General features: G+C 36.7%; 18 protein-coding genes and 1 riboswitch. Of the genes, 5 read left to right on the forward strand and 13 right to left on the reverse strand.

Features of this window, described 5'->3' with window-relative positions; translation table 11 throughout:
- Position 1: 1 nt before the first annotated feature.
- The 8 genes from HNP81_RS09445 to HNP81_RS09480 all read right to left on the reverse strand — a co-directional run bounded on the left by HNP81_RS09445 (position 2) and on the right by HNP81_RS09480 (position 8,944).
- Complete coding sequence (locus tag HNP81_RS09445; protein WP_182502441.1) at positions 2-1,591, reverse strand: response regulator; 1,590 nt, start codon at positions 1,589-1,591, stop codon at positions 2-4.
- Between the two features lie 357 nt (positions 1,592-1,948).
- Entirely contained in the window at positions 1,949-2,401 is a 453-nt protein-coding gene (locus HNP81_RS09450; protein WP_182502442.1) for a GNAT family N-acetyltransferase, read from the reverse strand.
- Between the two features lie 334 nt (positions 2,402-2,735).
- Positions 2,736-3,599 (reverse strand): sugar phosphate isomerase/epimerase family protein, encoded by an 864-nt coding sequence (locus HNP81_RS09455; RefSeq protein ID WP_182502443.1) that lies wholly within the window; start codon positions 3,597-3,599, stop codon positions 2,736-2,738.
- Positions 3,600-3,671: 72 nt separating this feature from the next.
- Positions 3,672-4,655 carry a Gfo/Idh/MocA family protein gene (locus tag HNP81_RS09460; RefSeq protein ID WP_182502444.1) on the reverse strand — a complete coding sequence of 328 codons (984 nt, stop codon included), beginning with the start codon at positions 4,653-4,655 and terminating at the stop codon, positions 3,672-3,674.
- Positions 4,652-5,650 (reverse strand): Gfo/Idh/MocA family protein, encoded by a 999-nt coding sequence (locus tag HNP81_RS09465; RefSeq protein ID WP_182502445.1) that lies wholly within the window; start codon positions 5,648-5,650, stop codon positions 4,652-4,654. The genes HNP81_RS09460 and HNP81_RS09465 overlap by 4 nt, the downstream gene beginning before the upstream one ends.
- Before the next feature lie 197 nt (positions 5,651-5,847).
- The gene (locus HNP81_RS09470) at positions 5,848-6,828 is read right to left on the reverse strand and encodes a Gfo/Idh/MocA family protein (protein WP_182502446.1); all 981 of its coding nucleotides are present in this window, start codon (positions 6,826-6,828) and stop codon (positions 5,848-5,850) included.
- A gap of 213 nt (positions 6,829-7,041) precedes the next feature.
- Positions 7,042-8,073, reverse strand: a complete 1,032-nt coding sequence (locus HNP81_RS09475) for a Gfo/Idh/MocA family protein (RefSeq protein ID WP_182502447.1) — start codon at positions 8,071-8,073, stop codon at positions 7,042-7,044.
- A gap of 22 nt (positions 8,074-8,095) precedes the next feature.
- Positions 8,096-8,944 carry a sugar phosphate isomerase/epimerase family protein gene (locus HNP81_RS09480; protein ID WP_182502448.1) on the reverse strand — a complete coding sequence of 283 codons (849 nt, stop codon included), beginning with the start codon at positions 8,942-8,944 and terminating at the stop codon, positions 8,096-8,098.
- 241 nt (positions 8,945-9,185) lie between these two features.
- Here HNP81_RS09480 and HNP81_RS09485 point away from each other — a divergent pair, with 241 nt between their 5' ends.
- Positions 9,186-10,091 (forward strand): helix-turn-helix transcriptional regulator, encoded by a 906-nt coding sequence (locus HNP81_RS09485; RefSeq protein ID WP_028389773.1) that lies wholly within the window; start codon positions 9,186-9,188, stop codon positions 10,089-10,091.
- Positions 10,092-10,440: 349 nt separating this feature from the next.
- On the opposite strand, the gene HNP81_RS09490 is transcribed toward HNP81_RS09485, so the two are convergent.
- The 4 genes from HNP81_RS09490 to HNP81_RS09505 form a co-directional block, all read right to left on the reverse strand.
- Positions 10,441-11,679 (reverse strand): alpha-L-fucosidase, encoded by a 1,239-nt coding sequence (locus tag HNP81_RS09490; RefSeq protein ID WP_182502449.1) that lies wholly within the window; start codon positions 11,677-11,679, stop codon positions 10,441-10,443.
- Positions 11,680-11,805: 126 nt separating this feature from the next.
- Positions 11,806-13,545 (reverse strand): glycoside hydrolase family 35 protein, encoded by a 1,740-nt coding sequence (locus tag HNP81_RS09495; protein ID WP_182502450.1) that lies wholly within the window; start codon positions 13,543-13,545, stop codon positions 11,806-11,808.
- Positions 13,546-13,878: 333 nt separating this feature from the next.
- Positions 13,879-14,502 (reverse strand): hypothetical protein, encoded by a 624-nt coding sequence (locus HNP81_RS09500; protein WP_182502451.1) that lies wholly within the window; start codon positions 14,500-14,502, stop codon positions 13,879-13,881.
- Between the two features lie 641 nt (positions 14,503-15,143).
- Positions 15,144-15,566 (reverse strand): YbaK/EbsC family protein, encoded by a 423-nt coding sequence (locus HNP81_RS09505; RefSeq protein ID WP_376766730.1) that lies wholly within the window; start codon positions 15,564-15,566, stop codon positions 15,144-15,146.
- A gap of 973 nt (positions 15,567-16,539) precedes the next feature.
- Here HNP81_RS09505 and HNP81_RS09510 point away from each other — a divergent pair.
- The 4 genes from HNP81_RS09510 to HNP81_RS09525 all read left to right on the forward strand — a co-directional run bounded on the left by HNP81_RS09510 (position 16,540) and on the right by HNP81_RS09525 (position 20,155).
- Positions 16,540-16,794 carry a hypothetical protein gene (locus HNP81_RS09510; protein WP_182502453.1) on the forward strand — a complete coding sequence of 85 codons (255 nt, stop codon included), beginning with the start codon at positions 16,540-16,542 and terminating at the stop codon, positions 16,792-16,794.
- Between the two features lie 237 nt (positions 16,795-17,031).
- Positions 17,032-17,076: riboswitch (PreQ1 riboswitch) on the forward strand.
- A gap of 6 nt (positions 17,077-17,082) precedes the next feature.
- Positions 17,083-17,568: a QueT transporter family protein gene (locus tag HNP81_RS09515; RefSeq protein ID WP_028389767.1), complete on the forward strand. Its 486-nt coding sequence runs from the start codon at positions 17,083-17,085 to the stop codon at positions 17,566-17,568.
- 170 nt (positions 17,569-17,738) lie between these two features.
- A complete protein-coding gene (locus tag HNP81_RS09520) occupies positions 17,739-19,385 on the forward strand; it encodes a PAS domain S-box protein (protein WP_182502454.1) in 1,647 nt (548 codons plus the stop codon).
- 557 nt (positions 19,386-19,942) lie between these two features.
- Complete coding sequence (locus tag HNP81_RS09525) at positions 19,943-20,155, forward strand: hypothetical protein (protein WP_182502455.1); 213 nt, start codon at positions 19,943-19,945, stop codon at positions 20,153-20,155.
- A 240-nt stretch (positions 20,156-20,395) separates the two neighbouring features.
- Here the strand turns inward: HNP81_RS09525 and HNP81_RS23815 are convergent, their stop codons facing one another.
- Positions 20,396-20,896 carry an SEC-C metal-binding domain-containing protein gene (locus HNP81_RS23815; RefSeq protein WP_246399292.1) on the reverse strand — a complete coding sequence of 167 codons (501 nt, stop codon included), beginning with the start codon at positions 20,894-20,896 and terminating at the stop codon, positions 20,396-20,398.
- Positions 20,897-21,166 lie beyond the last annotated feature (270 nt).

Consider the following 21,166-nt stretch of genomic DNA (forward strand, 5'->3'; position numbering starts at 1 on the left):
GTTACCTTTTTTGCTGTCTTCTGAACGTAACTGGCGTGACACCCTTTTCATTTTTAAATACTTTAATAAAATATGAATGACTATGAAATCCAACCATATCAGAGATTAGTTTCACTTTATGATCCGTCTCTCTTAGTAGCTGCACCGCTCTCTCAATTCTTACCTCATTTACATAATCGATAAAATTTTGACCTGTCTCTTTTTTAAAAATCCCACTAAAGTATGCTTGATGAAGGAAGAGGATATTCGACATTTCTATTAGTGTAATCTTCTCCTGATAATTTGATTTCACATATTCTTTCGCAATTAGCACATAGCGATTAACATTCTGATCATCATTTTTCGTTAAATCTAAAGAAATATTGCCTAAAATTTGTTGAAGCCATCTCTTTAATTCCTTTAAAGAATCAATTTCATAGATTTTTCCAAGTACTTGCTGATTATCGATAGATGGGAGTGTGAATCCCTTCTCTTTAAACTTGAAGATTAGCATTATGACAAACTCGGAACAGGAAGCACGGACTTCTGAAATATTCTGTCCCTTTGATCGTTCTAATGCTCCAAAGAAATATTGGACATCCATTGAAATTTCCGCCATCTCTCCCTTAAGGACAGAATCCATCAATTTCCCCTCAAAATCGTTCACATAGTCTAGTATATTAGACTGGATTACCTTGTCATTGTTGAATCCTTCGTTAAGAGCTAAATCTTCAAGAAAGATGACCGTCTCATATTCACTAAAATATTTATAACTACTAGCATGAACCGCTTCATGATAAGAGCGGCTAATCTCTTGAAGCGATTGAGCTTCATTGCCAACACCGACAACAATATTTGATTCCCCTTTAAAAATTTCACCTAGATTATGTTGCAATGAGTCTGCAAACATTAAAATTTTCGGTTTTAGAACATTTCTTGTCATCAGCTTTTGGTCGGTAATTATTAAAATTAAACTATTGCCGTAAAATAATACCGGAACACGATAACGCTCCCAAAAATCAACCGCCAATTCTTTAATTTTCTGTCTAATTGAGAAAGTAGATGTCTCTTTAAATACTTTTTCAAATGAAAAAATTGCTACCCTAAAATTTTGGTTCTGTTCATGCCATTCTTCAGAATACTTTTGTAAATTTTCACCTTTTATTAAATCCAAAAGCATTAATTCTTGCGCATCCCATTTCTCATTTGTTTCATTTTCTTTTCTCAATTCTGTATCTTCATCTAATTCACCCGCAAGTTGGTTAAAAACAGTGTAAAAATCCCCTTTTGTTAACGGTTCCAACATATAGCCTTTCACACCATGCTGAATGGCATCTTGTGCATATTTAAAGTCATCATAAGCACTAAGAATGATCACTTTTATTTCGGGATATAATAATTTTATTTCTTTAGCAAGCTCTAACCCTGTCATTTCAGGCATAAGGACGTCAGTCAATACAACATTGGGAAGTTCCTGTTTAATAAGTTCAAGTGCTTCACACCCATTTTCTGCTGAGCCAACTACTTCAAATCCAACATCAGACCATGGAAAAAAATGAGTTAATCTTTCTCTTATGCTTTTTTCATCATCGACTACTATTGCTTTATACAAAAACATTCAACTCCTTTTAGAAGAACCCCTATTTGTATCACTAAATTAGTTTATTGCTGAAGTATGTTAATAATTGAAGATCTATAACGACTTTCTGCCCTACCCTTTCTGACAATTGGTACCTTATTCTTATTGTATAAGAAAACGGTTAAGTATAGGGGGAAAATTGTTGAAAGAGAGCGAATTATGGTAAAGGAGGGGCCAATTGGCTGTTATTTTTGTTTCTATTTCACAATCTCATCTATATACATGAATATACATTTTTCTTGTTCAATTATTTGGCCCTAAAATAAAATTAACGCTAATCCTTTGTTATAGGATAGCGCCATTTCGGATTATTAGGTCACTCTGTTCAGTTTATAAATCTTGAGATAAGCGAATCATATCTCTACACTGTATACCGTTCTCAAAAATCTCTTCTGGATAATGCTTAATAAAAAAGTCCATATCAACACCAATAATTCTAAAACCACATTTTTGATAAAGAGCTAATTGTTCTATACTTGAATTTCCAGTACCAATTTCCATCGTTTTATAACCTTTTATCTTGGCTACCTGTATTGCATCCATTACTAACTGTTTCCCCATACCTCTACCATGTTGTTCTTTTACAACTGCAACATTCACCAACTCTACTGTCTCAGGTCTTGTTGGAAGTAATACATAAACTCCAACAATTTGCTGTTCACTTTCAGCTACAAAACAATCGCCTCTATTGACATATTCTTCAACAATATCTTTTGAAGGATCAGCCAATAACAACAATTCCATTGGAAGTTTTTCACCTATATTCAGTTTCCTAATATTCATTATTAATCTCCCTTAATTAACTTGTAATTACTTTTATTTTTACTACCTCCAGTTCGCTCAATTTACCTTATTCCATTTAATCGTCCTGTAACGGAGTAACATAACAGTTTTTTCCAATCACAACACATGCTAAAGCGAAAAAGATCAAACTATATAATTATCAATCTTTATCCGAAAATGAAACTGAGCCCACTCCCCATAACATAATGGAAACTCTGAAACATAAACAGCCCGCAAAAGCTTATTATGGCTTTGCAAGCTGATTATACAGATAAAATCAATGCTATCTCTTTTAAAATCCACAATGTTCACATAAAAAACTATTCTGGACTGTTTATAATTCTTCCCAAAGACGGCGTAAATTGTCCATTCCTATTCTTGATCCTTGTTTACATTCTTCCAGCCCTTCAAATTCGACCGAAATATACCCATCATAGCCTGATTGTTTAATGGTCTTCACAATTTCTCGCATATCAACATCTCCATGACCAACGATTGCACCTCGTAAATAATTACCTGAAGCAGTCGGAAACCAACCTTCCCCAGGATTTTTATAGGATGGTCTATGATAGAAATCTTTAATATGAATCATGGATGCTATTGAAATATTCTTTTTCACAGCTGAAACAGGATCCTCGTCAACGCACATAAAATTGCCAATGTCTAGAGTCGTTTTAAAATTTGCCCTATTTACATGGTTGATCACGGTTTGCACGCGATCACTTGCTTGAATAAAATAGCCATGGTTTTCTATACTTGTTGTTATTCCAAACATTGCAGCATAATCGGCAACTTGTCTACACGCATGAACGATCTTAGGCAAATCTGCCTCAAACTGAGCAATCGAAGCCTCATGAATCGGCCGTAATGCGACATCATGACGCATGAGTTTCACACCAAGAAGATTAGTGATGTCAACTTGTTTTTTGACTCGTTCAATTTCCTGCTCATATTCTTCATTAGTCGCTGCAATGAAATTAGCGCTAATCGCATAATTCGATATCTCAATTCCTACATCTTCTGCACGTTGACGAATTGACTGAATCAATTGCGGGTTATCATCCAAACTAAACCCCAGTGGTACAATTTCAATATGTTCGCCACCATGGTCTTTGATCCATTGAATCACTTGCAAAATATCCATCTCTTTCGACTGTAAGGCCGCTAATAAACTATAAGAGCTTAAACCGAGTTTCATGCCTGTTCACCCCAGTACTTAGTTTCGGTACATGAATAAAAACACGCGAGATTGTAACCTGCAAACGGACACTTATATTCTAGTAAGAGTAACAGCTTGTTTTAATTTGTTTGATTCATAAGCGGCCTGCACTACTTCCAATGTACGAAGTCCATCTTCTCCTGTAATTGATGGCTCACGCTTATGTTTGACACAATCAACGAAGTCATTAATGAGCCCCAGATCCATATCATCGCCCCAACCAATATGCTGCACTCGCTTCTCACGATCATTAAATAAGACGAGATGCTGTTTAAAAGCATCTAGCGAGATCGTACCGTTAGTCCCCACTATCTCCATTTTTACATCCCCCCATGTCGGAAATGTACTCGGTCTGGACCAACTAGGATCAATCGTTACGATCGTACCTGACTCTAGTTCCAATGTGACAATCCCACAATCTTCAACAGCGATATCATAAAATCTTGTATCCAGCTCTGCATACACTTGTTTCACTTCATCCTTTTTGATCCAACGGATTAAATCCATCACATGAACAATATGATCAACTGCAGCTCCTCCACCAGATTTTTCTTTCTCTATAAACCAACCTCCAGGCATTTGACCATGATTGGTTGCCTGAATTGCAACAATTTCTCCCAATGCACCTGATTGAACCACTTCCCTTACCTTTTCTACCGCTGGGACAAATCTGACAGGAAAAGCTACTTGCAATATGACTCCTTCTTCTTCGCAAACTCGAATCATTTCCTTAGCATCATTTACTTCAGTTGAAATCGGTTTTTCACATAAAATATGTTTTTTCATCTTTGCCGCTTCGATAACATGCTGCTTATGGTTTACATTTTCAGAACAAATAACAACCGCATCAATATTTGTTTCGAGAAAGCTAGTCAGATTAGAATAATACTTACAGTGAAAACGCTCGGCCATTTTACTCCCTCTCTCAATATCTTCATCCCAAATAGCCGTTAGCTCTACATCGGGATGATGAGATAAATGCTCGGCATAACTCACTGCATGCATATGGGCAAAACTAATAATCCCAATCTTCAATTTAAGATACCCCCTTTGTAAAATTCCACAGGCTTGCCCGACTTCATCGATTCGATGATACATTCTGCTACATAAATAGCTGAAACCGCATCCATAGCCGTGACAATAGGGGATTCATTATTTTCAATACAGTCCATAAAATGTTGCAGTTGTTTTTTTAGCGGCGTATCCCGTACGATATAGCTTGGGACTGCAACTCTTTCCTGGTCTTCCTTTTCCTCGTTGAACATTTCTATCACAATCGGTACATGATCATTGCTTTGGTATGTAATCATTCCGTTGCTCCCTGCTAGTTCGAAGGAACTTACGAAGCTTTTAGCCCCCCATGATACGTCTAGATGACAAATAACACCTGATTGGAAACGTAACGTAATGAGCGCATAATCAAGATTCTCTCGTTTGATTTGTTTTGCCATTACACGCTCCACTTCACCAAAAGTCCAACGAAGCCAATCAATATCATGGATTGCTAAATCTAATACGACGCCACCGCTTTTCGCCTCATCTTTATACCAATCATCCCGCCCTTTAGGATATGGCCCCTTTCTCGACAATCTCATAATACCTGGTTTACCAATTGCACCACTTAATACTTGCTCTCTTGCTTCAACATATTCAGGAGAAAATCGCAATACATGCCCAACATAAAGTGGAACTTGATATTCGGCACATTGTTCAACCATTTTTTTTGCCAAAGCTGAGCTAATTGCTAATGGTTTTTCACAGATGATTGCTTTTTTCGCCATACAAGCGATCCCAACTACTTCTTCATGAAGATGCGTCGGAACACAAATGTCCACAACATCAATCTCTACTTGTCTAAGAGCTTCTTCTAAATCAAAGAAGCCCTTCACATGATATTTTGCTGCTAGATTGCTCAAATGTTGTTCCGTTCGACCAACTAAAGCGACTACTTCGCATCCTTTTACATGCAGCCATTCTTCTACATGTAAAGCTGCCATTGTACCTGTACCGACAACAGCAATCCTCGTCATCTTTCCCACCTCATTTTTTCATTTTCTTGACATTACCTAACGGCAGAAGCTGAGATAAAGTGAAACTTCAATCAGTGGGGGTTTTTCTTCATCCCCCACTGATTGTTAGTTGAACCAATCGGGCTTTTACGGGCAGTTGTCCCCCACCTCCTCTTCTTCGATTCCTCTAAGCCTTGAGGTGGGGGGCTTACTGCCTGTTAATGCGGGGTAAATTGGGACATCTGAATCGCTTGACCTGTCTCACTTGAAGTATTCGCTGCTAATGTTGCGGCTAAAGTCTTCACTGCTTCTTCATAAGGAGCTAGCAGAAGGTCCCTTCTATTAAGACGTACTGCTTCAATAAACGCATCATCTTGCTCTTTATAAAAATCTACTTTCGATTTAAAGGTAGTCGTACGCTCTTTTTCAATGATGTGTAACGTCGTATTTTCAAGTAGTAATCTAAAATCCCGGCCTAAAATTTCAATACCTGAATAATGGTCTGCTTGTGTGAAAGATGAAGCAAGATGGCCAATCGCACCTGATGCTAATTTGAGGTTTACAGAAGTAACATCTGGTATATCAATACTAGGAATATCCTCCATCACCTGTAATGCCATATTCGCATATACAGTATCCACATCTCCTGCTAAATAACGAATTAAATCAAGCGTATGGGTTGATTGTTCCACTATTTGCCCACCAGACTTATCCATTTCTCGATACCAAGGTGTTTGAACAAACGATGTAATATAATGGCCGCGTATCATCGCGATTTGCTTATCTTGTAAATAGTCTTTTGCTTTTTTTACCGTATCTAAATAGCGCAAGCAATAGCCTGAGCCACAGATAATGCCCGCAGCCTCGATTGCCTTCTGTTTTGCTAGGACTTTTCCCATTTCAAGTCCCAATGGTTTTTCCACAAGTAAATGAATACCACGCTGCGCCGCTTTTTCTTCTATTTCACCATGCGCAAAAGGTGGCACACAAACGAATAATGCATCGATTATTTCGTTTCCGAGCATTTCATCTACATCCGTATAACTTTTGGCACCATACTGCTCGCCCACTTGTTTCACTCTATCTGCTGAAATATCACACACCGCTACGATCTTTGCATGTTCATTTTGATTAATATGTTTTAAGTGTTCCGCAGCAATCCCACCAACTCCGATAAATGCCACATTTACATTTGCCATATTCACATCTCCCCTAGATTGTTTATGTCTTTATAATCTTTCTAGTAAAATAAAAACAATCATTGCTTAAATCGATATGTTATATAGGTCATATATACAGTAATCCAAGCAATCGCAATCTACATGACTTTTAAACTAACAAAATATTCATTTTTCCGATAACTCGACATGCCAAGCTACTCGCAAATCGTGAAAGCTATGTCAATGATAGTGCTAGATCGCTGTTGTCGCCTTTTTAGATACCTCAACAAGTTCACCATGATGGTCAGCCGAACGTATTTCAGCTTCAATGATTTCAAGAGAACCTAAAGTACTTTCAGGTGGCGCCACTGTAATTTGTGTATTATTAATAATCGCATCAATAAAATAAGAAAGTTCTCGATAATACCCTCGATCTGCTGATAGCTCAGCGATAAATCCTGGTGCATCATTTGGATTAACTTTCACTTGATCGTTTTCAAAAATGATATTTCCACGTTCAAAATTGACACGATATGTCATCGAAAATCCAAAATCTCCTTGTAATGTCCAATCCGACTGAGCGTTTAATACTTTATCTCCATATATATAATTCGTCGAAACGATATCATAACCGCTCCCCTGTATAACGTTGCTTCCTAGTGAAGATACTTTTTCTGGTTTACCAAATAGCCAATGAATCATATCCGTATCATGAATATGCATATCAACTAAACAGCCGCCGCTCTTTTCTTTTTCTCTAAACCAGCCATTTGGAGTCGCACCGCCTCTAAAAAAATATCCCCCTGTTACTTTTCCATAACGTTCATCGTCTACACAGCTTTTCAAATATTCATATGCTGGCCAAAAACGGAGACAATGACCAATCATTAGTTTTTTCCCTGCTTCCTTTGCTGTTTCAACCATGCGAGTTGCCTCAATCGAGTTTAATGCCATTGGTTTTTCACAAAATACATGATAGCCGCGTTCCAATAAATCACATGAAACATCTGCATGTAAATAAGTTGGCAAGGCAATATCGACAATATCCAACTGTTCATTTTTGAGCATTTCTTCTATATCCGAATATAAGTTAAATGACGATAAATCATATGATGATTGATCTGTTGAAATATTGCCGGCCACTTGTTCATTTTTCAACTCTTCAATCCGAATATCACAGATTGCGGTTAACTGTACAGGAACTCCTTCTTTTGCCAAACGGAGATAGTTTTCAAAATGCATATGCCCCATAAATCCGAAACCGATAATCCCTACTTTTAACATACGTTCTACCCCTTTCCTTTACTTACTCCACAGAACCTTTTAAAATAGCATCCATCGATTTAGAAGTATTATAGATAATTTGTGTAGAATGATGTGTATAACTCGGAATCATTTCAGCAATCACATAATTGTTATAGCCAATCTCATGAAGCGCTTTAACGACTGCTGGATAATTCACATCCCCCGCAAGTAAATCTACGAAACCAGCAAGTCCACCTACTTCACGGCGATAATCTTTAAAATGTACCTTTTTGATGCGCTCTCCTAAAATTTGAATCCAATGTTCTGGATAGCCTGAGTACACAACATTGCCCACATCGAAATACGAACCAACAAATGGCGAATCAATCGTGTCGATAAAACTTCTCATTTCTAATGGTGACAATAAAAACTTATTCCAAACATTCTCAATCCCAATATTGACACCAGCTGCTTTTGCAGATTGTGACAATTCCTGCATGGCATTAAGTGCATACTCATAAGCTCTTTCATAATTGACAGTTGGGAAATTCGGTTGGAAATCTACGCCGACACAGCCTGGGATCACTAAAATCGTATCGACTTCAAAAGCCGCTGCAAGCTCTAACTGCCTTTTACAAATATCGATCGCCTTTTGACGAATTGCCACATCTCCACTTGTCATCGAATAAGACCAATATAACCCAGTCGCAAGTCCGCTAATTTCAATACCATGCTCATCCGCCATAGATCGAATTTCTTTTATTTTTCCATCTTGAATTTCCAGACCTAATTCCCCTGTTTCTGTTAAAGCCAGTTCGATTCCATCAAAGCCTGCATCTTTCGCAATGCGCATACATTCCGCGATTGCCATCTGTTCGGGAAAAGACCAAATATTTATCCCTTTTTTCATTTGAAATGCCTCCCTTTTTATCGTACTTACCATACATAAACGAAATATCCCGATTCGGTCCGCGTTTGATTACGCTTACATTTCTAGTTGCACTTTCCAAGATTAAGATATAGCTGTACCACCTATTTTTTGTACAATACCTACTTGATTGTTATTAGGGTTTAATTATGCTATTAATTAAATAACTACAACAATTATAACAATTTTTCACAGAAAGAATTTAGAGGAAGGAGAGTCCTTTTTGCATAATCCCGAGTTTTTTCCACCTAAAAAAAAGCAAGCGGCATTCAGTGAGTGGTCGCCAAACATTCATTATGCACAATCTCAAAAACTGCCTCCTTGCAAATTACCTAAAAGGCGGATTTACGATTTCGAATTACTATATGTCCAACAAGGCGAAGCAGCAACGATACTGGATGGCAAACACTATAGTTTATCTGCTGGACAAATGATATTCATCCCTGCTGGCATCTACCATCAAAATGAAGTCGTTTCATCTCCATTTGCTCAATTCATCGGAATTCATTTTGACTTCTTTGGAGATTTAGATATTCAGACAGAAGCGGATATAGTGGTGAATGAGTCAGCTGTACAGTTTGATAAGTTCGGGGTTGAAGCGATTGCTGAATCATTTGCTCCCCTTTCAATGAATCCGTTATACACGCCCTCATTATCTTGTGTTCAATTGATGAAACAGCTAGTCCATGAATTTACGATGCGCCCTCTCGGGTATACTTTAATTTGCAAAGCACTTTTATTAAATATCCTTGGTCTTTTGCTGCGTACACAAACCGAATATAATCCAGCTCATTTTCCAATGCACGGTGATCGAATCCTTGAATTAATGGTACTCATTGAAGAAAAACCTGCCGAAATGTGGACCAATCAAAAACTCGCTAAACACTTAAATATGAATGATGACCATATGAGTAAAATTTTTAAAAGAATTGCGGGCATGCCTCCTGGTGAATATGTTCAAATGATTCGGCTTCGTAAAGCAAGATTACTATTGCGTGAAACGAATCTTTCAATTGAAGAAGTTGGGAGAGAAATCGGTTATGCCGACATTCATTACTTTAGTCGCCTCTTCCGAAAATATGAAGGCATATCGCCAAGTAAATATCGCAATCTATCACGGATTTTATAGATTCATGTGAAGTGATGAAAGAACCTTATATTTATCTAGCTTTATATTTGTTAAAACCATTACGAGCCAGAAATCGAATTTGCGCGCCAAATTTGGATATTTCCGTGCCAGTATGAAGAAGGGGTTTCGTGCGGGAATCTACACTTTTTGAGCGAGATTTGAGATGCGTGCCAGATTAATATTTTTTCCTTCCCTTCACCTAGCTTCTAATTATTATCAAAAACAAGCAATGCCCTTCAGCTCACTTGGGCCAAAGGGCATTGCTTGATCTTAGATGTCGTATAAGTAATGGAAACTGGCAGCTCAGATTAAGAACCATAAGTAATTTATCTTCTACTCCTATTAAAGGCTACCTCCCCGTATTATAACAGGCAAACTCCAATATTTTAGGCGTTTTTATTGATTCTACTACTATTAACCTTAAAGCATTCGTACGAATCGAGTCTAATTTATCAATTTTTTTATGCCCAATTGCTGTTCCATTAGCCACGTTATGCCAAGTGCCACTTTGCCAAGCTTGGACCTCATACTTTCTTATTCTTTCACCAAATTGGATATCTTCCTTTAAGATAACATGATCTATATCCATTTCAGATGGTAATTCCAAAATCAGTTCAGTTCCTTCTCCAGAACAAATGGCAAGCGGATTTGAAAATCTATTTTTTACTTCATTACCGAATTCCAGTAATCTATCTACATCAAGTTTAGGAATTAATCCTCTAGTATCAGGCGCAGCATTTAATAATAAATTTGTCCCATGTCCAACTGAATTATAGTAGATATTAAGTATTTCGTCGATGGAGAGAAGACTATCTTCGTCGTTAGGATGCCAAAACCAATGATTTTTCCTGATAGGAACATCACACTCAGCCGGTAGCCATTCAGGTGTTCCAGGTAGCCAATTTACTTCTTCATTTGTAAACATACTGGTTCTCGCTTTTCCTTTTGAATTCCAACATGGATAAGGTGCCACACCATCTTCATTCCCTACCCATCGAATAGTCGGCTGCCCCATGTTAAATATCATCGCATCTGGTTGATATTTTTTCACAACTCCTGTAATTCGCGCCCAATCGTACTCTCTCCCTTCAGAGCCAGCACCATCGAACCAGACCTCAACAATAGGTCCATACCCTGTCAAAAGTTCAGTTAATTGAGTACAATAAAAATCATCGTACGCTTTCTTGTCCGAATAACATGGTTCATGACGATCCCAAGGTGACAAATAGATTCCAAAAAGGATGCCTTCTTCCTGACACGCTTCTGCACACTCTCGAACAATGTCACCCTGACCATTTTTCCATGGACTATACTTCACTGAATAGTCCGTCGTTTCAGTTGGCCAAAGGCAAAATCCATCATGATGCTTAGCAGTGAGAATAAAGTATTTCAATCCTGTCTTTTTGGCAATCCTTACCCATTGTTTTGCATCCAGTTCTGTCGGATTAAATACGTCTGGTGAATCCGTCCCTTCTCCCCATTCTTGATCGCAAAAAGTATTAGTTCCGAAATGAACAAACATCCCCATTTCAAGGTTTTGCCATGCAATTTGCTGCTTTGTCGGTACGGCAATCTTTTCTTCAACCATTTAGTAACCCCACCTAACGCTTCATATTGTCTGCATACTTCATCCTTGAACTGAAATCTTGTTGGAATAACAAGCTAAATATAAAACAAGCATTATATCATTTCTCTTACAGTGCACTCAGAACGATTACCCTAAAATAGGCGTATCAACAAATGTAACTCCTTGTTTATGTTTGTGTAATTCTAATAAAATTATCTCATTTTCTCCTTCACGTAAGAAAGGCGCTGGTACATAAAGTGTTTGTTGCGGTCCAATCTCCCAATATCGACCAAGATTATGACCATTTACAAACACGACTCCTTTTGTCCAGTTCGACACATCTATGAAAGTATCTGCCACCTCATTTATGGTCAAGATTCCACGGTGAAAATAAGGATGGTTTTCTTTCGTTTCACAATTGGAAAACTGTAAATGATTGATTTCATTTAATGGGATTGGGTAAACTGTCCAATCAAATAAAAATTGGTTCCCCATTCTTACCCCTTCTGTTATCCCTTTAAAATCGACAAGGAATGGACCATAATTGATGCGTCCCATATTCTCCACAATAATTTGCAACGTTGTCTCTTCCTCAGTGATATCAACATCTATCCGGGAATCACCACTAATTCGGTCGACTAAGCCAACATACTTGCCATTCAAATAGACTTGCCCACGATCATGGACATTTTGAACGGTCATCGTTTGTTTGCCGTAAGCTCCTTTTATGACTGTTTCATACACAATAAATCCATAGTCCTGACCATAATACTCCATCGTTAAAGGAGCTTGGCTATGCTGTGGAGTAGAAAGGTGATTCAATGAATCTAACAATGCAACACGCTCCATAAATTGGACTTCACCGTATTGTTTCTTCGGTATGATTATCGGTAATTTCATCTCTGGCAGTTCAACATATTTTTCAAAAACCTTCCGTACAGCAAAGAATTTGTCGGTAACATCTCCTGATTCCGTCAATAAACCATCATAATCATAGCTAGTTATCGTAGGCTGATAGATTTCCTCATTATGGTTTGCTCCATTATAAAAGCCAAAATTCGTCCCACCATGTGCCATATAGAAATTAACAGAGCCATTTAGTTGCAATATTTCCTCTAACGCCTCCACAACATTATCCGAGGACCTTGTATGGTGCTCCTCCCCCCAATGATCAAACCAGCCATGCCAGAATTCCATACACATTAAAGGAGCTTTCGGCTGATAAAGCTTTAATTGTTCAAATGCCGATTCCGCTCTCGATCCAAAATTCACTGTTTCGAGCACATCTTCAATCATTCCGCCATTTAACATACTGTGGTCAGGACCATCAGATGTGAAGATCAGTTCATCACCTATTCTTTTTTTGATCTCGTCTTGCATATGCTGTAAATATTTTTGATCATTACCAAAGCTCCCATACTCATTTTCAACCTGTATAGCAATAATTGGTCCGCCATTTGAACGTAGGAGTGGCTGCAAGCGCTTAAATAACTCATCGAAGTATGCCCCTACTTTTTCTAAATATGGCTCATTGTAGCACCGTAATTTTATGTTCGGAACAGTCATGAGCCAGTATGGAAAACCACCAAATTCCCACTCTGCACATATATAAGGACCAGGTCTTACGATAACATGGAGGCCAACCTTCTCGGCCGTTTTAATAAAACGCTCAATGTCTGCAATGCCTTCAAAAACAAATTTCCCTTCCTCTGGTTCATGTAAATTCCATGCAACATACGTTTCTACTGTATTAAATCCACACTCTCTCAATTTGATAAGCCGATCTTCCCAATATTCAGGTACTGTTCTAAAATAATGCATCGCACCACTTAATAATAAAATTTCTTTTCCATCCATTAAAAATGATTTTTCATTGAACGTTAACATTGGCAATTTCTCCTTCTTCCAAAAGCAGACCATTCGTATAGCGACGGAATTCTGTTTAATAAAGGTGTGATATATTTTCATTTACCTTCACAACTAGGTTTGCTTTATCGTTTTTTTGTAGTATTGAACGGTGGATTGAGCATATGTAACGGCCATTTTTAATTGATCTCATTCAATTATCATAGCTTTGTTCAATTTAGAAATGGCTCTTTAATAAGATGACTCTGTAGATACATCTGTAGTATCTATATGTAGAACATTTTCTTTCACCCTATAATTGAAGGAATATTCCGTAATTATAATCTACACTTCTTTATTAAATGCTTCTTCTTTTCACTCAGTAAGAAGATGAACGAAATTCTCTACACCATCCATTCGTTCTGTATTTGCCATAACAACAAATATAAGCGGTTCGCCTTTTGTAACTATTGAGGATAGAATAGGGACTTCTGAAACATCAATACCGGTTATTGTGGTAGAATCGTTATCTGTAGCATACTTTATTGTTTCCCAATTATCGAACGCATGAAAGTTATTCAAATTATATAAATTACCCTCTTTATTAAATTGATGAAACACATCTTTATCTACCAAAAGAACGTCCACCTCTTTTGCTGTTATTTCAGCGCCTAGCTTTTGGAGTTTTATAAGTGCTTCTGAATTCTCTCTAATATCCTTCATATTTATAGTCTGGACAGAAAGAGTCTCTTTTTTATTATCAATAAATACTTTTTCTAGACTTCTGTGTAACTCCTTTGCTTGTTTATCGCTAATATCATTTTTAACAATACGAATAGATAACAATTCATTTGGTTGATTAGTAAAGTTATTGAATCCCATCACTAAGACAGAAAGGACAACAATTATACCAATTATATGAAATGAATAATACTCAATTAAATACTCGACTTTTTCTTTCATCGTTAAAGATCGCAATTGTTCTATTAACTTTTTCAAAAAACTCCCTCCTTTTTTGGCTTGATTATATCATACGTATAGATCATATAATAAAACGCTTTCATTATTAAATAATTATATAGCAAAAATTTCTCTCTATTAAATTCCTAACACATCCATAGTTCTTTTCTATCCGATAGAAACTACTGATAATATACAATAATCTCCTTATTCTATCCCAAATGATTTCACCATACAAAATTATTATTTAAGTTGTTACTACATTTATCAGTTTTTTGTCCGTCCTATCCGTTTTAAGTATTTATCCACTTATGGTTCCTTACATTTAAACGATTGTGTATTTCTAGTCTCCAAGTAGATCTATACAAAATTCACTTAACCATAATTTATATGATTATCCTTGGTGCATGGACGATTCTTTCTTTACGCTTCTCATTTTTAAGGCTTCTGAAAAGTAGCAGGATAAATAAAGCGATCCAAAAGAGTCTGAACACTTATACACAGTTCATTAAACAAGTAATTTGAGTATATTGTGGTACGGGCTCTGACTCTTTTGTTATGGTCCTCCTTTTAACAACTGATGGCGAATTTCATATAATCACAATAAAAGATCAATGGCTCATTAATTATGTCTTTTCTATTTTTGCAATGGCTTATTCAATGTGAATAAACCTATCAACTTATCCTTCCTCCCACCCTTTACAAACATCAACCCACTCCAATGCATTTGAATATTGAAATAATTCATCACATGTAAGTTCGATTGCTGAATTTGTGCTTCCACAAGCCGGGAACACCGTGTCAAATCGTTGCATCGAGATATCAAGAAAAACGTCTAGGTCACGCACTAGTCCAAAAGGACAGACACCACCGATTTCGTGACCAGTTTGCAAATATACTTCTTCTGGAGGGAGCATTCTTGCTTTGAATCCAAATAGGTTCTTGAATTTCTTATTATCAATCTTTGCATCACCTGCCGCTACAATTAAAAGCGCATTTTCCCCTTCTCCTCGAAACGATATCGTTTTAGCAATGCGAGCCGGAATAACCTGAATCGTTGCCGCTGCCTCATCTACTGTTGCGCTTGAAGTTGCGAATTCCATCACATCATCTTCACGATCATACTTTTTAAAATGAGCTCTTACCTTTTCAATTGCCAACCAAAATCATCCTTTCTGCTTCTAATTTATCATTTTAGGCGCGAAGACCCTCACTTCAATTTTGTGCAGGCCATAACAAAAAAATAAGTGGGAGATGTTCGCCTTTTTGTGTAGCGAAACACTTGCTCTTATGATAGAACGTTCCTGTAAGTTGTTCTTTGAAAGCTGAAGATATAAGGTTGTGACAAAAAAACATCTCTCATATAAAAATCTTCAACGTTCTAAGCGTCCCACGTCTTTCGAAATAGCGATAACCAGACAAAGTAGAATGTCTGGGGGGAATTCAATTATTAGGATACACTCCTTACCCTAGTATAGCAACATGAATGAATGGCATTCTATACCTATCGTATTATTCCTAATACTCCTATTAGCGTATCCAACTATTATATAAATGAGTGCAAAACCCGAGCTACGTGGTTCGAAATCATCCCGCGATTAATATTGAGAAAGATTGAACAACTTTAATTTTTCTATTAAACTCTTGTATAAGCCTGCACCATTTATGTATCCAGCCTTCAGTTGAATTAAATTCTACTTCACCATGGAAATACTCGTCTAAACTTCAATTTCATCACGAAGTTTTTCAGTTCGCATCTAAGCATGGAAAGATGCGCATCAAAAATTGTCCCTCGGATACTTTCAGATATGCAACTATACTTTTAATCATCCACTTTTTCCAATAAAAATAGAAGTGGATGAGTGAAAAAACCAATCGAGTGGATGGTCAAAAAGTTCAAAATTATATTATGATGGAAGAGTAGATCAACTTCCTCAATAATTTATCGAGAATCAAGCGTCCTGGTCCTCCCATTCAGATGTATATTTTTCATATACTTTTTTCAAAAGTAAGAATAAAGCCATAAAATAGTTGGCCCCAAAATCTACTTATCTTTTACTTTAGGAGTGAATATTAATGATTACATTCATGATCATCACTGTTATTTTGGTAAGTATCTTAGCACTTGTTGGAACGTTATTAATCGGGAAAGGTATTAGTACTCAACTAAAAGATTATGAAGAAAAAGAGGATACTATTAAAAACGAACTAAAGAGATCTCATGAATATGAAACTAGTTCACTGCGTGTAAACATTAAATCATTAACATGGATTTATGTAGGTTTGGCTCTAGTCTCATTTGTTGTTTGTCTTGGAATTTACTTTTACTAAATCATCGAAAACAAGTATGTTGGGTGGAGGAACCTTATCGTTTTTCCACCTTTTTTGTTTAAAGTAAAAGTGTTACTCCCCGCATAATTAAAATGCAATCTTTCAATCCATCCCGATTGTTCATTTCAAAACTAAAAGAATATAATCGATATATAATTGTGAAAATTCATCATAATTGAATTCATTTTTTTAACATATACGAAAGTATTTCACTATGGTACACTTATTAGACTTTCGTTATACGTGGTTCGCAACCATCCCACGATAAAAAACTAGGGAGAGATATGTATGAAAACAAAAACATTAGTAGTTAATGCGATTTTAGCTGCTTTGTATATTGCAGTGTCTTTTTTGATTCAACCATTTGGATTTACCAATATTCAATTTCGGGTTTCAGAAATGTTTAATCATTTAATCGTATTCAATAAGAAGTATTTTTACGGAATTGTACTAGGAGTCTTTTTAACGAATTTACTGTTTTCACCGATGGTGCCGTATGATTTAGTTTTCGGAGTCGGACAATCAGTGCTTTCGTTATTGATTACCATATTTGCTGGACGTTATATCAAAAACAAACTGGCGTTAATGATGGTGAATTCACTTGTGTTTACGTTCACAATGTTCATGATTGCTCTTGAGCTAAATCTTGCATTAGACTTCCCATTCCTATTCACATGGTTCACAACAGCTGTAGGTGAATTCGCAGTCATGCTCGTTGGAATTCCTGTGATTTATGCGATTCACAAACGTGTGCATTTTAATAAGTTGTTATAATTCTAAAAGGGCCTCCAATCAACTGGGTGGCCCTTTTTACTTTTATCTCCCTTCTTTGGTAATATTATCATTTTTATTTCTTTCTTTTCCCCATCTCAATTCTCATATGGTAAAATTTATAGTTAAGAACACCCTTCCTAAGCTGAGCACCTAAAAAAAGGAGTGCGCCCATGCCAAAATTATTTGTATACATACACGTTATCTGCTGTTTATCCATTCTGCTTTTGATAGAGTGGTATCTTACGATTACTAATTTACCTTTTCATAAGTTGATGATCATCCAAAGAATCGAAGGGATTCTTTTCATTATTATTACAACTGTTATTCTCTATTTTTTTCTAAAAAAGAGAAAAAGCTATACATTGTTAAAAGAAGAGCAAGAACGGCTGCAAACCTTGATTCATTCCATGGCAGACTTCGTTAATTTCAAAGATGGCCAAGGTCGTTGGACCGAAGTTAATAAATTTGGCCTTGAACTATTTCAGCTGGAGCAAGTAAATTATAAAGGGAAAAAGGATAGTGAACTAGCTCAATATACTGATTTTTATAAAGAAGCACTAGAGTATTGCGAGACTTCAGATGAAGAAACATGGGTAAGTCGGCAAGTTACTCGGTGTGAAGAAATTATTCCAATGCCTGATGGGGATCACAAAACATTTGATACGATAAAAGTTCCTCTTTTTCATGAAGATGGTTCCAGAAGAGCATTTGTTGTAATTGGGAGAGATATAACAGAACGAGTGAAAGCTGAGCAGCATTTATTACAAAGCCAGCAACAATATAAATCGCTCTTCGATTATAATCCAGATCCTTTGCTTATGATGGATATTCATGGGATCATTTCAAATACTAATCCGCGCTTTAAGGGCATAACTTGTTGGGGCTTTGACGATATTATCGGTGTTTCAATCATGGATATATTAGCAAATTCGAATGATAAAGAATCATTTCAAAAGTCATTCACTGATGTCATTGAGACTAGAACAGGTATTACACATGGAGACATTAGCATTCTCACCAAACATGAAGAGACCGTAATTCTTTATTTCACACTCGTTCCAATGCTAATAAATGACCAGATAGTCGGAGTCATTGGCTATGCACAAGACGTTACACTTATGCGTGAAACTGAAGAAATGCTGCGAAAAACAGAAAAATTATCGGTTGTTGGGGAGTTGGCTGCAAGTGTAGCTCACGAAGTCAGAAATCCACTTACTTCTTTAACAGGATTCGTACAACTCCTGAAATCCAATGAGATAGAATATCAGCATTACTACTCCATTATGTTAAGTGAGTTGGATCGAATTAACTTAATTGTCAGTGAATTACTCGTCCTTGCCAAGCCACAGAAAATAAATTTTAGCGATCACAATATCGTGATGCTGATGAATGATGTCGTGACGTTACTTAAGCCTGAAGCGAACTTGAACGGAGCTTCCATTTCGATAAAAGAACATGAACCCATTCCGGCAATACGTTGCGAAGCAAACCAATTAAAGCAAGTATTCATTAATATTATTAAGAACTCAATTGAAGCGTCTGCAACGTCAGTTTCCATCGAATTTTCTACGAAACGTGATCAAGTTACTGTGAAAATCAAGGATAATGGACACGGGGTAGGAAAAGCAAGAATCCAACATCTTGGAGAGCCGTTTTATTCTTCGAAGGAAAAAGGAACGGGACTCGGATTGACAGTTAGTTCGAGGATCATCGAAACCCATCGTGGAAATATTTCCTTTGATAGTACGCTTGGTAGAGGTACTGAAGTGCTCCTAAGTTTACCAATTAATTGTCATTCACAACAAAGCACTGGCTAATGGGCCAGTGCTTTGCTTACCAAAATGCATTTTCCAGATACAACTAACTTCCACCTCTACATAATTCCTCGTCACATTCATGTCGAAATCCTTAATTACTTGTAGAGAAATCCCTTACAATATTTTCACGTCATAATACTGCCTTTTTCATAATCAGACGGTGATTTAAGAGGCATTTAATTAATCGATTAATTAATTCTATTTTGTCAGTACTTGTCGTTTAAAACAAGGTCTGAAGGTACAGCTCTTAAGTCAATTCGTACTGTTAAGTAATAGACGACTCGATTTGGTAAAAAGACAAGATTGGTTCTTTGAATACTTCTCACTTAGTAAGTAAACCAAACACTCATTCATGTAAAGGACCGATAGAGTAGTAACGCCTCATTTTTAATTCAACACCAAAGCCCATCACAATTTCACTTAATCCCCGCATATCCATTCCACTTTTGCTTTAGCTAATATTCCTTGTATGTTCAAGGCTACAATACCCATTTTTTCAAATGAAAGGACATAATTTTACAAACCATCATAGGCTATATGAAGTGAGGTGAGAGGAAATGATAAGGAAACGATTGGACAAAACAGAAACACAGGTTGAAGAGGTAGTGGACCAAAAAGATGCATCCTCGTCCAAAGATGACCATAACCAACTAGTTGACTTTTTAAAGGCTAACCCATATTTAAAACCACTCGTTCAGCAGATTAAAGAGAAAAGACAAACACTTCATTTCAAAAACAAACCTGCTGACAATCAAGAACACGACGAATAGCACACTTCAAAAAAGGGGGGCCTAAAGCAAAGATCAGCCCCCCACAACTAATACAGTATAAGATAGGTGTATGAAACACTACATACGGATTTTGAGTGCGAGGTCAGACCCTTTTGTGACAACTTCTTATTTGTATTTATTAAGAAAGCTTAAATCGCCATCAACTTGAAAAGGATTAATAAGCATGATAAATTCTTCTGAGAGATAGATTCTTAGCATGTCTATCATTTGAAGAATCTTCTACCTATGCAACTTTCCACAGCATTTTTTATATTTCTTTCCACTGCCACAAGTACATGGATCGTTTCTTCCAATTACATTCTCATTTACAATTGGTTTTTTCGACTCTTTTGCTAAAATATTATGCCCTTCCAACTTCATTTGCGCATATCGTTGTTTAAATAGCTCGATAACTTCTGGACTATAGTTTAGAGCATCAGCTGCAACCTCATTTGCCTTCTGTTCTGGAAGATTTCGATCTTCAATAACTATTTCATCATTTTTAAATGATTTTCTCACACCAAAATGTCGTCCCGTAGTCTCCGAATTTTCATCTTCTTCAACAAATTTCAAGTAAACATCGTCACAATGGCAAGCTGCATGCATGCAATAATAGTCATAAATCCAATATGTCTTCCCTTCGTAACTACTTTTCAACGCAATATTATCCTGTACCCCGAACACATCTATATACTTAATCGCTTTGCCATCTATTATCTCTGATGTATTAATTGTTCTCATGATTCACACATCCTCAAAAAGTATTTCATTGCCTTAGTATTGTATCGCCTATTTAACAATCAGTCACTTATTTATCTTCTAGCTATGGTGGATTTCATTAGTATTTCAAACTATATAAACAAGGAATCAACAATCTACGTACATTCTATAGTAAGCTTGTCGCTATAGAATTTATGTAAAGGCTGTTTTCACATACTTTGTTGCTTTTCAATCATTTTTACACTAATAACCCGGGTTGATTTCCGTTGCAGGTACTCGCTTTCCGCGGGC

Origin of the sequence: Peribacillus huizhouensis (genome assembly GCF_014138605.1) — a bacterium.
Taxonomy (GTDB): Bacteria; Bacillota; Bacilli; order Bacillales; family DSM-1321; genus Peribacillus; species Peribacillus huizhouensis.

Bases quoted from the DNA above. Each gene is read 5' to 3' on its own strand.
- HNP81_RS09450 (WP_182502442.1), bottom strand. From the start codon at position 2,401: ATGAATATTAGGAAACTGAATATAGGTGAAAAACTTCCAATGGAATTG.
- HNP81_RS09455 (WP_182502443.1), bottom strand. From the start codon at position 3,599: ATGAAACTCGGTTTAAGCTCTTATAGTTTATTAGCGGCCTTACAGTCG.
- HNP81_RS09465 (WP_182502445.1), bottom strand. From the start codon at position 5,650: ATGACGAGGATTGCTGTTGTCGGTACAGGTACAATGGCAGCTTTACAT.
- HNP81_RS09470 (WP_182502446.1), bottom strand. From the start codon at position 6,828: ATGGCAAATGTAAATGTGGCATTTATCGGAGTTGGTGGGATTGCTGCG.
- HNP81_RS09475 (WP_182502447.1), bottom strand. From the start codon at position 8,073: ATGTTAAAAGTAGGGATTATCGGTTTCGGATTTATGGGGCATATGCAT.
- HNP81_RS09480 (WP_182502448.1), bottom strand. From the start codon at position 8,944: ATGAAAAAAGGGATAAATATTTGGTCTTTTCCCGAACAGATGGCAATC.
- HNP81_RS09490 (WP_182502449.1), bottom strand. From the start codon at position 11,679: ATGGTTGAAGAAAAGATTGCCGTACCGACAAAGCAGCAAATTGCATGG.
- HNP81_RS09495 (WP_182502450.1), bottom strand. From the start codon at position 13,545: ATGTTAACGTTCAATGAAAAATCATTTTTAATGGATGGAAAAGAAATT.
- HNP81_RS09505 (WP_376766730.1), bottom strand. From the start codon at position 15,566: ATGGAATTCGCAACTTCAAGCGCAACAGTAGATGAGGCAGCGGCAACG.
- HNP81_RS09510 (WP_182502453.1), top strand. From the start codon at position 16,540: ATGATTACATTCATGATCATCACTGTTATTTTGGTAAGTATCTTAGCA.
- HNP81_RS09515 (WP_028389767.1), top strand. From the start codon at position 17,083: ATGAAAACAAAAACATTAGTAGTTAATGCGATTTTAGCTGCTTTGTAT.
- HNP81_RS09520 (WP_182502454.1), top strand. From the start codon at position 17,739: ATGCCAAAATTATTTGTATACATACACGTTATCTGCTGTTTATCCATT.
- HNP81_RS09525 (WP_182502455.1), top strand. From the start codon at position 19,943: ATGATAAGGAAACGATTGGACAAAACAGAAACACAGGTTGAAGAGGTA.
- HNP81_RS23815 (WP_246399292.1), bottom strand. From the start codon at position 20,896: ATGAGAACAATTAATACATCAGAGATAATAGATGGCAAAGCGATTAAG.